Source organism: Rhizobacter sp. LjRoot28, from assembly GCF_964253025.1.
GTDB lineage: Bacteria > Pseudomonadota > Gammaproteobacteria > Burkholderiales > Burkholderiaceae_C > Rhizobacter.
Window position 1 is genome coordinate 4,435,301 of sequence record NZ_CAXUQC020000001.1, and the last position, 12,953, is coordinate 4,448,253.

Consider the following 12,953-nt stretch of genomic DNA (forward strand, 5'->3'; position numbering starts at 1 on the left):
CCTACTGGCGGGCCGTCGTGCCGCCGCGCAGCTTGGCGAGTTCGCCATTCAATTCGGCGGTGGTGCTCTCGCCGAACTCCTTGCCGAACTTGTCGAGCACCGGCTGCAGCTTGCTGCGCAGCTTCGCCTGCTCGGCCGCCGGCAGTTCGGTGATCTGCATGCCCGCCTTCTTCAGGTCAGCCAGGGCGGTCTCCGAGAACGCCCGGATGGCCTTGCGCTCGTGCAGCGTGGCCTCGCGCGCGGCGTCCTGCACGATCTTCTGCTCCTCAGCCGACAGGCCGTCCCAGGTCTTCTTCGACATCAGCAGCACCCAGGCGCTGTACATGTGCCGCGACATCACCATGTGCTTCTGCACTTCGTAGAACTTGCTGGCGAGGATGGTGGCCGCCGGGTTCTCCTGCCCGTCGACCGCCGTCTGCTCCATCGCCGTGTACAGCTCGGTGAACGGCATGGGCGTGGCATTGGCGCCCAGCGCGTTGAAGGTGTCGAGGAAAAGCGGGCTCTGGATGACGCGCAGCTTCAGTCCGCTCAGGTCGTCGGCACGCTGCACCGGGCGGCGCGAGTTGGTGACGTGGCGAAAGCCGTTCTCCCAGAAACCCAGGCCGACCAGGCCCTTGTCCGGCAGCGTGGCCAGCAGCTTCTGGCCGAACGGCCCGTCCAGCACGGCATCGGCCTCCTTTTCGTTGTCGAAGGTCAAGGGCAGGTTCAGGACGCCGAAGGGCTTGACCAGTGACACCAGGGTGGAGCTGTCGGGGATGGTCATCTCCAGCGTGCCGCCGCGCAGCGCGGAGGTCATGCTGATGTCGTTGCCCAGCGCGCCGCTGGCGTAGACCCGTGCCACCAGCTTGCCCCCGCTCTTGGCGGCCAGTTGCTCGGCGAAGTACTTCAGCGACTTGACCTGCGGATGGTCGTCGCTCAGGCCGGTGCCGACCTTGAACACCCGCTCTTTGATCTGCGCCGAAACGGGTGAGACGAGTGCGGCCAGCAACGCGACGGCCAGGGCAAGCGATCTGATTTGCATGATGTCTCCGGAAGGGTGAGGTGCGGGGCACGGCTTGCGTGGCCCGACGCGTCGGCCCTCTGCGAGGGCGGTGTTGAGTGAGCGAAGGCTAGGTGAGCGCCCTAGGCCGGTCCACTGACTTTTTCGCTAGCATCCATTCCAAATGCTGATGAGTTCGGACAAGCCTCCTGGGAAACCCTTGGCGCTGGCGCAGGTCTCGCGCCTGCGTTTCCGGCATCTGCAGTTCCTCGACATCCTGGGCGCCACCCGCAACCTGCGGCTGACCGCCGAGCGGATGCACATCACCCAGCCGGCGGCCACCAAGGTGTTGATGGACATCGAGGAGATGCTCGAAGCGCAGCTGTTCGATCGCCTGCCGCGCGGCATGCGGCCCAACGAGCTCGGGCTCTTCACCCTGACGTACGCCCACTCGGCGCTCGACGGCCACCGCAAGTTCGTCGACGAGTTCAGCACGCTCAAGCAGGGCGGCCACGGCCACGTGACGATCGGTGCCATCTCCGGCTCCGCCGCACACCTCCTGATCGCCGCGGTGGCCGAGCTGCAGCGCCGGCGGCCGCTGCTGGTGGTCAAGGTGCTCGAGCAGAGCAGCGATCAACTCATCGTGTGGCTGGCCGAGCGCAAGATCGACGTCATGATCGGTCGCTTCACAGATGACGTCCAACGCGACCAGTTCCGATACGAGAAGCTCGCCGGCGAAGGTCTGCAGATCACTGCGGGTGTCGACCATCCGCTGCGAGGCCCCAATGCCCCGGGCCTGCTCGAGCTGTCGCGCTGGCCGTGGATCCTGTACCCCACGTCCACCGCGTTGCGCAAGGTGTCCGACGACATCTTCAGCCGCACGGGGCTTTCGCTCACCTCCGGCATCGTCGAGACACCATCGTTCCTCTTCGCGTTGGAGCTGATGCAGAGCACCCACATGCTGTCGCTGCAGCCGGCGGCGCTCGTCGACAAGTACGTGCGGCGGGGCCTGTTGACGCGCATCGCCGCCGAGCTCCCCGACCGCATGCCCGACTACGGCCTGATCACGCTGCAAGGCGAGGCACCGAGCACCGCCGTGCAGGCCTTCATCGACGTGATCCGCGCGCTGGCCCGACCGGAGGTCGACGCCATCTGATCCCTCCTTGGTACGCCCTATGCGCCGAAATGTCGTTCGATGTCGCTGGCGTATTGGCGCGGCGACGGGCCTTGACCTACAGTTTGATGAAGTAGCGTGGCCTGGGGATGAGGCTGCGCGGTCGTGACGTGGAGGTGCGACGGTGGAAGGCGGGCGTCGTTCCGACATCCCGGTGACGCCTGACCCACCGCCAGAAGCCGATGACATCGTCTTGACTCGGACGCCGGGTTCAATCGGTCGTTGCGGCGGGCCTTGAAGGGTACGCGGCGCGGATGACCGGTTCAACGGGTCGCGGTTGGCCTTGTAGACCTAGGCACGGGTCCCGCTTGCTGACCGCCACTGGGCGCGGGGGGCCCAGCGACCACCCTTTCAATCAAGAGCCCGAAGGTGAGGGCTCGCTGCGAACTTCACCAATTCCCAATTCCTCCTCACCACCCTAGGGTAACTAGGTACGCACCAACGGCCGACGATGGCCGCGTGAATGCGACCATCCACTCCCCGGCTCATCTCGCAGACATCTCCGTGCCCACCCCCATCGACGAGCAAGTCACCTTCCGCAAGCTGGAAGTCCTGCTCACCTTTCTCGAGACCGGCAGCCTCGGCCGCGCCGCCGAGCGGCTGGGCACCAGCGCGGTGAGCGTGCACCGCGCCCTGCATTCGCTGGAGGCGGGCGTGCGCTGCACCCTGTTCCGCCCCGAAGGTCGCAACCTCATCCCGACGGAAGCCGCCCGCGAGCTGGCCGAGGTCGCCCGAGACGTGCTGCGCACGATGAGCGAAGGCATCCGCACCACCCGGGCGGTGGCCGGCTATGCCGCCGACAGCATCCGCATCGGCTCGCTGTATTCCCTCACCAGTGGCACCGTGCCGGCGCTGGTGATGGGCCTGCGGCTGCGGCGCCCGGAGGTGGGGGCGGAGCTGGTGCTCGGCTCGAACGCGGACCTGTTGCGCAAGCTGCGCGATGGCCTGGTGGATGCGGCGCTGCTCGGCGAGCCGGCGCCCTCGCCGGACATCGAGACGCAGCTGCTCTTCGAGGACGACATCTTCTTCGCCACCCGTCGCGGGTCGCCCTATGCGGGGCGGCCCAGCATCGACCTCGCCACCTGCGCCGACGAACGCTTCGTCAGCCTCACGGAGGGCTTCGTCACGCACGACCGCTTCCACGAGGCCTTCCGCACCGCCGGCTACGCGCCCACGATCGCGATGACCACGGGCGACATCTTCTCGCTGATGAACCTCGTCGGCGGCGGCATGGGCTGCACCTTGCTGCCGGGGCGCATCCGCCCCGCGCTGCCGGGCGAGGTGGAGCTGATTCCGCTCGACCCGCGCTTTCGCCTGCGGCAGAAGATCTGCGTCGCCTTCCTCCGCACCCGGGAGCGCGACCCCAACCTGCTCTCGCTGCTGGCCGCGTGCCGCAGCTATGCCACCGAGCTCGACCGCCAGCCGGGCACCGACCCGCGGCGGGGCGCCACCGTTCCGGAAACCGTAACGATCGCCGAACGCGTGTGATTGATCGACGTTGGCCGCACCCCTATCGTGCGGCGAACCGACTGGCCTTTACCCACCAGGAGACACCCATGAGGATGCCCTCGCAACCGTTCCAACGCCGCACTGCGGCGGTTCTGTTCGCTGCCGCCAGTTTGGCCCTGACCTTCTCCACCGGCGTGGCGCATGCGCAGGCCTGGCCCGCCAAGCCCGTGACCGTCGTCGTGCCCTTCCCGGTGGGCGGCGGCACCGATGCATTCGCCCGACCGCTCGCGCCGCCGCTCGGCAAGCTGCTCGGCCAACAGATCGTCATCGACAACCGGGGCGGCGCCGGTGGCAACCTCGGCGCCGGCATCGCCTCCAAGGCCGCGCCGGACGGCTACACGTGGTTCATGGGGGGCGTGCACCACACCATCGCCCCGTCGATCTACCCCAAGCTCGACTACGACCTGACCCGCGACTTCGTGCCGGTCGCGATGATCTCCAGCGTGCCGCAGGTGATCGTGGTGAACCCGAAGAACGTGCCCGTCACCGACCTGAAGGGCCTGATCGCCTACCTGAAGGCCAACCCCGGCAAGGTCACCTTCGGCTCCGCCGGCAACGGCTCCTCGCATCACCTCGCGGGTGAGCTCTTCAAGGCCCAGACCAAGACCTTCATCACCCACATTCCCTACCGTGGCACGGGCCCTGCGCTGCAGGACCTGATGGGCGGCCAGGTCGACATGATGTTCGACGGCCTCGGCTCCTCGGCGCCGCACATCCGCAGCGGGCGCCTGCGCGCCATCGCGGTGGCCAGCGACAAGCCGGCGCCCGGCTTCCCGGATGTGCCGACGACGGTGCAGGCCGGCCTGCCGAGTTACCAGGTGTCCACGTGGTACGGCCTGTGGGCGGTGCGCGGCACGCCGGCGCCCGCCATGGAGCGCATGGCCGCCGAGCTGCACAGCGCCCTCCATTCGAAGGAGCTGACGACGGCCTGGAACAACATCGGCGCCGAGCCGCCGACGCTCACCGGCAAGGCCTTCGGTGACTTCATCGCATCGGAAACGAAGCGCTGGGCCGCCGTGGTCAAGGACGGCAAGATCAAGCTGGAGTAACACCGTGGACCGCGACTGGAACCACCTGTCCCGCAACCGCGACGAGCGCCTGGCCCGCGCGGCCGGGCAGCTGGGGTCGCGGTCTGCCGGTCGACACGTCGCGCACGCGGACGTCGTCGACCTGCTGCATGCCGTGCTCGAGCCGGGCGACCGGGTCTGCCTGGAAGGCAACAACCAGAAGCAGGCCGACTTCCTGGCCGGCGCGCTGCTGCAGGTGGATCCATCGCGGGTGAATGACCTGCACATGGTGCAGTCGGTGCTTTCGCTGCCCGAGCACCTGGATGTCTTCGAGCGCGGCATCGCGTCGCGCCTCGACTTCTCCTTCTCCGGCCCGCAGGGTGCGCGCCTGGCCAACCTGGTGGCGCAGGACCGCATCCGGATCGGGGCCATCCACACCTACCTGGAACTCTTCGCCCGCTACTTCGTGGACCTGACGCCGCGGGTCGCCCTGGTGGCCGCGCACAGCGCTGACGCCGCGGGCAACCTCTACACCGGCCCGAACACCGAGGACACGCCGGCGATCGTGGAGGCCACCGCCTTCCGGCGCGGCATCGTCATCGCCCAGGTGAACGAGGTGGTCGACAAGCTGCCGCGGGTGGACATTCCGGCCGACTGGGTGGACTTCGTCATCGAGGCGCCCCGGCCGCATTTCATCGAGCCGCTCTTCACCCGCGACCCGGCGCAGATCAACGAGGTGCAGGTGCTGATGGCGATGATGGCCATCAAGGGCATCTACGCCGAGTACGGAGTGAAGCGGCTCAACCACGGCATCGGCTTCGACACCGCGGCCATCGAGCTGCTGCTGCCGACCTACGGCGAGTCGCTCGGCCTCAAGGGCAAGATCTGCACGCACTGGGCGTTGAACCCGCACCCCGCCCTCATTCCCGCCATCGAGGCCGGATGGGTGGAGTCGGTCCATTGCTTCGGCTCCGAGCTCGGCATGGAAGACTACATCCGCGCCCGTCCGGACGTCTTCTTCACCGGGCCCGACGGGTCGCTGCGCAGCAACCGCGCCTTCAGCCAGGCGGCCGGCCACTACGCCTGCGACCTCTTCATCGGCTCCACCCTGCAGATGGACCTGGACGGCAACAGCTCCACCGCCACCCTCGGCCGCATCGCCGGCTTCGGTGGGGCGCCCAACATGGGCGCCGACGCGCGCGGCCGCCGCCATGCCAGCGACACCTGGTTGAAGGCCGGCCGTGAAGCGCGGTCGGGGCTCGGCGGCAGCCGCGGCACACCACGCGGACAGAAGCTCGTGGTGCAGATGGTCGAGACCTTCCGCGAACACATGCAGCCCGCCTTCGTCGAGCGGCTCGACGCCTGGACCGTGCAGACACAGGCCGGCATGGCGCTGCCGCCGATCATGGTCTACGGCGAGGACGTGACCCACGTGCTGACCGAAGAGGGCATCGCCAACCTGCTGCTCTGCCGTTCCGACGAGGAGCGCGAGCAGGCCATCCGTGGCGTCGCCGGCCACACGCCCGTGGGCGCCGGACGTGACCGCCGCATGGTCGAGAACCTGCGCGATCGCGGCATCATCCGCCGCCCCGAAGACCTCGGCATCGATCCCCGCCAGGCCACCCGCAACCTCCTGGCCGCGCGCTCCATGCGCGACCTGGTGCGCGCCTCCGGCGGCCTCTATTCCCCCCCGCGGCGCTTCCGCAACTGGTGAGAAAGGCAGGCGCAGCATGAGCGTCACCCCAGGCATCGAGACGCTGGCGTACCGGTTCACGGGCGGCCGGGCGGTCGGCCCCTTCAATCCCGTGCTCGTCGGCGTGGTCGGCTCGGGCAACCTCGAGGTGCTCATCGAGCCCTCGGCCGGCGGCGATTGCGAAGTGCAGGTCGCCACGTCGGCCCGCGGCTTCGGCGCCATCTGGGAGGCGGTGGTCACCGACTTCCACCACCGCCACGGCCTGGCCGGCGTGCGCGTCTCCATCAACGACATGGGCGCCACGCCCGCCGTGGTCCACCTGCGGCTGGACCAGGCCGCCTGGGAGCTGCCATGAACGCCAGCGTCGCCATCAGCTACCTCGAGTGCTCGGCCCGCGAGCGCATTGCGCGCGTGCTCGATGCCGGCAGCTTCCATGAGTGGCTGCCCCCCGCCGAACGCCTGACCAGCCCCCACCTCGCGCAGCTCGGCGCACCGTGCGCCTTCGACGATGGCGTGGTGATCGGCCGGGCCACCCTCGCCAACCGGCCGGTGTTCGTGGCCGCGCAGGAAGGTGCCTTCATGGGCGGCGGCGTGGGCGAGGTGCATGGCGCCAAGCTCGTCGGCCTGCTGCGGCGCGCCCTGCGCGACCGGCCGGATGCCGTGCTGCTCCTGGCCGAGTCGGGCGGGGTTCGCCTGCAGGAGGCCAATGCCGGCCTCATCGCGGTGTCGGAGGTCATGCGCGCCGTGCTCGATGTTCGGCACGCCGGCGTTCCGGTGATCGTGCTCAATGGCGGCGCCAACGGTTGCTTCGGCGGCATGGGCATCGTCGCGCGTTGCGCCGACCACGTCGTCATGAGCGACTTGGCCCGGCTCTCGATGTCGGGTCCCGAGGTGATCGAGGCCTCGCACGGCGTCGAGGAATTCGATGCCCGCGACCGCGCCCTCGTCTGGCGCACCACCGGTGGCAAGCACCGGTGGCTGGTGGGCGATTGCGACGCGTTGGTGGAGGACGACGCGGCGGCCTTCCGGTCGGCGGCCATCGCCGCGCTGGATGCGCATCGCCCCGTGACGCTCGACAGCCTGGAGGCCGAGCATGCGCTCCTCGGCGCGCGTCTCGCGTTGCTCGACGAGCCGGTCGACGGCGACGATGCCGTGGCGCTCTGGTCGCGCCTCGGTTGGTCCGCCCCCGAGCGCGTGGCCGATGCCGACGTGGCCGAACTGCTGGCCATGCCGCGCGCCTGAAGGAGCCTTCCCATGGACTGGAAATCGCTTGCCGTCGCCCTGTTCGGCAGTGCCGACGGCATCACCCTGACCGACGACTTTCTGCGCGGCACCGTCACCTTCGACGGCGCGCCGCTCGCCATCGTCGGCACCACGAACCATGCGCCCATCGGCGTGCGGGTCGCGCTGGCGCAGGCGCGCGCCGTCCTCGACGTGATGGCGCAGCACCCGGGCCGTCCCATCCTGCTGATGATCGACACGCGTGGCCAGCAATTGCGCCGGCGTGACGAACTGCTGGGCATCAACCGCGCCATGGCCCACCTCGGCCAGTGCGTCGACCTGGCGCGCCGCCGCGGCCATCGGGTGCTCGGGCTGGTGTACGACCAGGCGCTCTCGGGCGGCTTCATCACCACCGGGCTCATCGCCGACGCCTGCGACGCCCTGCCGGCCGCCGAGATCCGCGTGATGGGCATCCCGGCGATGTCGCGCGTCACCAAGCTGCCCGAGCAGATGCTGACCGAGCTGTCGCGGACGAACCCCGTGTTCGCGCCGGGGGTGGACAACTTCGTCGCCATGGGCGGTGTGCGCGCCTTGTGGCAAGGGGACCTCGCGGCGGCGCTGCGCGAGGCGCTGGCCACGGCGGTCACCGAGGACCGTCGCGCGCTCGATGGCCGCGACCGTGGCGGCCGGCGCCTCGCCGCCGACGTGGTCCAGCGCGTGCTCGACGCCGCCTGAACCGGTCGGAGCCCGCCGTGACCGCGCTGCACCGGCATCAGCTGGCACGCCTGACGGCCGCAGGCTGGCGATGCGTTGCCGATGCCTCGTGGGACGACGAAGCCCGAGCCTGCCTCGATCTGTGGATGGCCCGGGACCTGCCCCTGGTGGTGACCCGCCAGCCGGCGCAGCGCTGCGATGTGGTGGCGCTCGGCCTGCCGGCCCCGTCGCCCTGGCGCGGACGCCGCCTGGCCCTCACGGTCCCCCGCGAGCACGTCGCGGGCTATGCCGAGTTTCCGTTCGTGGGCGATGAGGCCCTGGTCTGTGGCCGCCGCCGCAGCGACCGCGAGGAGTGGGACCTCCTGAGCGATGCCCTCGCGCCGCTGCGCGTCTCGGCCCGCGTCTACGGCAGCCGCGGTTGGCAGGCCATCACCGGCCTGCCGCACGCCCACACCCAGTCCGACATCGACCTCTGGATTCGCGTTGCCGATGCCGAGCAGGCGGATGCGGTGTCGGCCGCGCTGTGGCAACTGGGCCAGTCGATCGCGCCGCGGCTGGACGGCGAACTGAGCTTTCCCGATGGCCGAGCCGTCGCGTGGCGCGAGTGGCGGGCGTGGCGGGCCGGGCAGACCCGCGCCATCCTGTGCCGCACCCTGACGGGCGCGTCGCTGGTGGAGGAGCCCTTCCTCGAAAGCCAGCCGTGCTGATGCGCGCGGCCATCGCCCGACCGGTGCGTTGGCCGGAGCGCCCCGGGGCAAGGGCCCTCGCCCTGGGACGCGCGGCCACGCAGGCGCTGCACGATGAACTGGCCCTGACGCCCAAGCCGGGCCTCGTCACCCTCACCGACTGTGGCAGCCACGACGACATGGACGCCCGCACCTTCCTCCGCAGCATCGCGGCCTTGCGCACGTACTTCCCGCGCATCGCCCAGCTCGGCGCCGCCGGCGCGGCTTTTCCGGCGCTCGAGCAATGCGGCCTCGCCGCCGAAGCTTCCATGATGCGGGCGACACACGGCATCAACACCCACCGCGGCGCCGTCTTCTCGCTCGGCCTGCTCTGCGCCGCCGCGGGTGCCGTGGTCGCCACGGGCGCCGCGCTCGATGCATCCGGCATACGCGCCGCCCTGCGGGAGCGGTGGGGCGGGGCGCTGGCCGAGCGGGCGACGCGCCAGCCGGCGCTGCCCGGCGGCCGGGCGGCGCAGCGCCACGGATTGCGCAGTGCGTCCATGGAAGCGGCGCTCGGTTTTCCCGTCCTGTTCGAGGTCGCCTGGCCCGCGCTTCAAGACGGCAGGCGTCGGGGGCTGCCCGACGCCCACGCGAGGCTGGAGACGCTCTTCCACGTGATGGCGGTGCTCGACGATGCCAACCTCGCGCACCGCGGCGGCGGCGAGGGGTTGCGCTTTGCCCGGCAATCCGCCGAAGCGTTCCTCGCCGCGGGCGGGATGTCGAGTCCCGACGGCGCGATGCGCGCCGAAGCCATCGGTCGCACCTTCGTCGAGCGCCGCCTGTCTCCCGGCGGCGCGGCCGACATGCTGGCGGCCGCCTGTTGGCTGCAGCGCGTGAGGGCATGAGCTACGCCGTGCTGTTCTCCGGGCAGGGCGCACAGCATCCGGCCATGCTGCCGTGGCTCGACACCGATCCCTTGATCGACCGCGTGCAGGCCCTGCTCGGCATCGGCGACTGGCGGCATGCCCTCGAGGACGCTGCCTGGGCCGTGCGCAACCGCAACGCGCAGTTGCTCCTGACCGGCGTCGGGCTGGCGGCGTGGGGAGCGCTTGCCGCTCGCTTGCCGGCGCCCGCGGCCATCGCCGGCTACAGCGTCGGCGAACTGGCCGCCTTCTCCGCAGCCGGCGCGTTCTCGCCCCAGACGGCGCTCGACCTGGCGTCAGTGCGAGCCGAGGCGATGGACCGGTGTGCGGCTGCGTCACCCGGAAGCCTGATGGCCGTGAGCGGCATCAGCGAGGCAGAACTGCTGCGCCTGTGCGAGGGCACCGGCCTGGCGGTCGCCATTCGCCTCGACCGGGATTCACTGGTGCTGGGCGGCCCGTCTGCAGCCCTGTCCGCCATCGAACCGCAGGCCACGGCGATGGGCGCCCGCTGCACCCCCCTTGCAGTGAGCGTCCCGTCGCACACGCCGTCCATGCAGCCCGCTGCCGACGATTTCCTGGCGACACTCGAGCGCCTCGAACTCAACGCGCCGCGCATCACCCTGATCGGCAACGCGACCGGCGATCGACTCCCTGACGGTCAGTCCGCACGTGCGGCCTTGGCCGACCAAATGGCAACGACCGTGCGCTGGTCTGACGTCCTGGACACCTTGCACGCGCGTCGCGTGAGCTGTGTCCTCGAGGTCGGGCCCGGCCGCGCGCTCGCTGCCGGATGGAATCGGATCCATCCCGACGTACCGGCGCGATCCGTGGAGGATTTCCGGTCCGTCGAGGCCGTGACGGCCTGGGTGCGCTCACAGGCGTGATTTCGGCCTGGAACTTGCCTTTCCCGCTGCAACCGTTGCGTTGAGCCTGCCGTGCTCGTCGCAAAACGGTCATCTGCCGCTGTCGGCGTATCGACATCGGCAGGGAACGTACCGATGTCACGCCGTCCGCGCCAAGGCCAAGGGTTTACCCACCCTGGGTGCCGGAACGGCCTGAACAATAAATGCCACTCTCGTGACCAATTGGAGCTCTCGTGCGTAATCTTCTGGCACTCTCACTCGCCCTCGCGTTCAGCGCGGCCCAGGCCGACATCGTCATCGGCCAAACTGCCGGATTCAGCGGTGCGGTCGCGTCCAGCGTGAACGAAACCTCGGAGGGCGCGAAGCTCTACATCGACCAGGTGAACAAGAACGGCGGCGTGCATGGCGAGGCCATCCGGCTCGTCAAGCTCGACGACAAGTTCGACCCGAAGCTTGCGGCCGAGAACGCGCAGAAGCTCATCACCGCCGAGAACGTGGTGGCGCTGTTCCTCACCCGCGGCACGCCGCACAACCAGGCGATCCTGCCGCTGCTGAACACGCATCAGGTGCCCCTGATCGCACCGTCCACCGGCGCGATGGTCCTGCACAAGCCGGTCAATCGCTGGGTGTTCAACGTCCGCGCGCCGTACCAGCGCGAGGCCGAGCGCACCATCCAGCACTTGAGCCTCATCGGCATCGAGCGCATCGGCGTGGTCCAGGTGGACGACTCCTTTGGCGCGGACGCCGCGCTCGGCATCGAGGCCGGCCTGAGCGGCACGGGCAAGAAGGCGGTCTTCCATGAGAAGTTCGACCGCGCCAAGCCCGTGTTCGACGAAATCACCGCCCGCGTGATCGCCACGAATGCGCAGGCCGTCGTGATCCTCGGCTCCGGCAATGCCGTGGTCGACGCCGTCAGCGCCATTCGCGCGGCGGGCTCGCGCGCCCAGATCGTCACCCTGTCGAACAACGCCTCCGAAGGCTTCATCCAGTCGCTCAAGGGCAATGCGCGCGGGCTGATCGTCTCGCAGGTGTTCCCGTACGAGCGCTCGCGCGCGGCGCCCATCGTGAAGGAGGCCCATGACCTGGCCGTCGCCAACGGCGCCCAGCACGTGACCCCCGCCATGCTCGAAGGCTATGCCGGTGCCAAGGTGCTGGTGGAAGGCCTGCGCCGCGCCGGCCCGAAGCCCACGCGCCAGAAGCTGCGTGATGCGCTCGAAGGCATGAAGCGGGTCGACATCGGTGGCCTCGAGGTGACGTACAGCCCCGCCGACCACAGCGGCCTCGACTTCGCCGACCTGTCCATCATCGGCGAGAACGGCCGCTTCCTTCGCTGAAGTGCGGCTGTCCGCCAGCGTGACCATGGCCCTTTGCCGGGGCGCGATGGGCTGGCGGGACACCCTGCGGGACCGAGCGCCAGGGCGCCCGGTCTCGCGGTGCGATCAAGCCTGGCCAGCGTCGCGCAAGGCCTGCTTCGTCAGGCTGACCTGCACCCGCGATCGGTCGTAGTGGATAGCCTGGATGCTGACGGGCCGGACCAGCACCTGGCCGCCCGGCCACCACGGTTTGGCATCCACGATGAGGTAGGGGATCGACCAGTCCTCGTCGTCGATGGCGAAGTCGTCCAGCTCGCCGGCGTCGCCGTCGCTCGCCTCGACCTTGTAGCCAATCAACTCCTTGGCGCTGCGCAGGTGCGTGCGCTCGGCTTCGTCCATCGCCTCTCTCACTTCATCGGCCTCGACCGGTCGCAGGATCGGGTCGTCCGGCAGCGGCATGGGCGCGGCCGCATTCGGCATCGCCACCGGACCCCACAGCATGGAGCCGCTCCAGTAGCCGGCATGCCCGTAGTAGCGCGCGTGGGCGATCTCATAGCGGCGCGACACCGGCTGGTCGCTGTCCACGTCGGGGCAGTTGCGGATCTGCTCGCGGCTGAGGTCGGCATGCACCACGCCGATCTCGCCGCGGTGACGGTGCAGCGAGGCGGGTGACACCAGCACCCGCTTGCGGTCCATCCAGCGGCCGGTCTCGACGACGAGGTAGCGCGCGGCCCAGCGGCTGTCGTCGAAGTAGATGTCGACGAGCGATCCCACTTCGCCGTCGTTCGCGAGCACCTGGCTCTTCATCAGCGAGTTGGCTTTCAGCAGCATGCGTGATCTCCTGGAGTGAACGGGTGAGGGGAAGGTTCATGATGCGCCCATGCGAGAGCCC

General features: G+C 69.7%; 13 protein-coding genes. 11 read left to right on the forward strand and 2 right to left on the reverse strand.

All coding sequences use genetic code 11. The features are described 5' to 3' along the window. Window position 1: 1 nt before the first annotated feature. Window positions 2–1,021, reverse strand: coding sequence for a TRAP transporter substrate-binding protein (locus ACSQ2F_RS20370; RefSeq protein WP_436026067.1), 1,020 nt, complete (start codon window positions 1,019–1,021; stop codon window positions 2–4). A 148-nt stretch (window positions 1,022–1,169) separates the two neighbouring features. Between ACSQ2F_RS20370 and ACSQ2F_RS20375 the strand changes: the two genes are divergently transcribed. The 11 genes from ACSQ2F_RS20375 to ACSQ2F_RS20425 all read left to right on the forward strand — a co-directional run bounded on the left by ACSQ2F_RS20375 (window position 1,170) and on the right by ACSQ2F_RS20425 (window position 12,082). Next, complete coding sequence (locus tag ACSQ2F_RS20375; RefSeq protein WP_436026068.1) at window positions 1,170–2,135, forward strand: LysR family transcriptional regulator; 966 nt, start codon at window positions 1,170–1,172, stop codon at window positions 2,133–2,135. A gap of 477 nt (window positions 2,136–2,612) precedes the next feature. Next, complete coding sequence (locus ACSQ2F_RS20380) at window positions 2,613–3,641, forward strand: LysR family transcriptional regulator (RefSeq protein ID WP_436026069.1); 1,029 nt, start codon at window positions 2,613–2,615, stop codon at window positions 3,639–3,641. Window positions 3,642–3,715: 74 nt separating this feature from the next. Further along, window positions 3,716–4,711, forward strand: a complete 996-nt coding sequence (locus ACSQ2F_RS20385) for a Bug family tripartite tricarboxylate transporter substrate binding protein (RefSeq protein WP_436026887.1) — start codon at window positions 3,716–3,718, stop codon at window positions 4,709–4,711. Window positions 4,712–4,715: 4 nt separating this feature from the next. Continuing rightward, window positions 4,716–6,383: a malonate decarboxylase subunit alpha gene (gene mdcA / locus ACSQ2F_RS20390; protein WP_436026070.1), complete on the forward strand. Its 1,668-nt coding sequence runs from the start codon at window positions 4,716–4,718 to the stop codon at window positions 6,381–6,383. Window positions 6,384–6,399: 16 nt separating this feature from the next. Then, window positions 6,400–6,717, forward strand: a complete 318-nt coding sequence (gene mdcC / locus ACSQ2F_RS20395) for a malonate decarboxylase acyl carrier protein (RefSeq protein ID WP_436026071.1) — start codon at window positions 6,400–6,402, stop codon at window positions 6,715–6,717. Continuing rightward, window positions 6,714–7,604 carry a biotin-independent malonate decarboxylase subunit beta gene (locus ACSQ2F_RS20400; RefSeq protein ID WP_436026072.1) on the forward strand — a complete coding sequence of 297 codons (891 nt, stop codon included), beginning with the start codon at window positions 6,714–6,716 and terminating at the stop codon, window positions 7,602–7,604. Before mdcC ends, ACSQ2F_RS20400 begins: the two co-directional genes overlap by 4 nt. Window positions 7,605–7,616: 12 nt before the next feature. Beyond that, the gene (locus ACSQ2F_RS20405) at window positions 7,617–8,318 is read left to right on the forward strand and encodes a biotin-independent malonate decarboxylase subunit gamma (protein WP_436026073.1); all 702 of its coding nucleotides are present in this window, start codon (window positions 7,617–7,619) and stop codon (window positions 8,316–8,318) included. A gap of 17 nt (window positions 8,319–8,335) precedes the next feature. After that, entirely contained in the window at window positions 8,336–9,004 is a 669-nt protein-coding gene (mdcG, locus tag ACSQ2F_RS20410) for a malonate decarboxylase holo-[acyl-carrier-protein] synthase (RefSeq protein ID WP_436026074.1), read from the forward strand. Next, window positions 9,004–9,867: a triphosphoribosyl-dephospho-CoA synthase MdcB gene (mdcB, locus tag ACSQ2F_RS20415; protein WP_436026889.1), complete on the forward strand. Its 864-nt coding sequence runs from the start codon at window positions 9,004–9,006 to the stop codon at window positions 9,865–9,867. The genes mdcG and mdcB overlap by 1 nt, the downstream gene beginning before the upstream one ends. Beyond that, on the forward strand, window positions 9,864–10,769 hold the full coding sequence (locus tag ACSQ2F_RS20420; RefSeq protein WP_436026075.1) for an ACP S-malonyltransferase: 906 nt from the start codon (window positions 9,864–9,866) through the stop codon (window positions 10,767–10,769). The genes mdcB and ACSQ2F_RS20420 overlap by 4 nt, the downstream gene beginning before the upstream one ends. Window positions 10,770–10,981: 212 nt before the next feature. Then, entirely contained in the window at window positions 10,982–12,082 is a 1,101-nt protein-coding gene (locus ACSQ2F_RS20425; RefSeq protein WP_436026076.1) for an ABC transporter substrate-binding protein, read from the forward strand. A gap of 105 nt (window positions 12,083–12,187) precedes the next feature. Here ACSQ2F_RS20425 and ACSQ2F_RS20430 read toward each other — a convergent pair whose 3' ends face one another. Further along, on the reverse strand, window positions 12,188–12,892 hold the full coding sequence (locus ACSQ2F_RS20430; RefSeq protein WP_436026077.1) for a PRC-barrel domain-containing protein: 705 nt from the start codon (window positions 12,890–12,892) through the stop codon (window positions 12,188–12,190). Window positions 12,893–12,953: the final 61 nt, after the last annotated feature.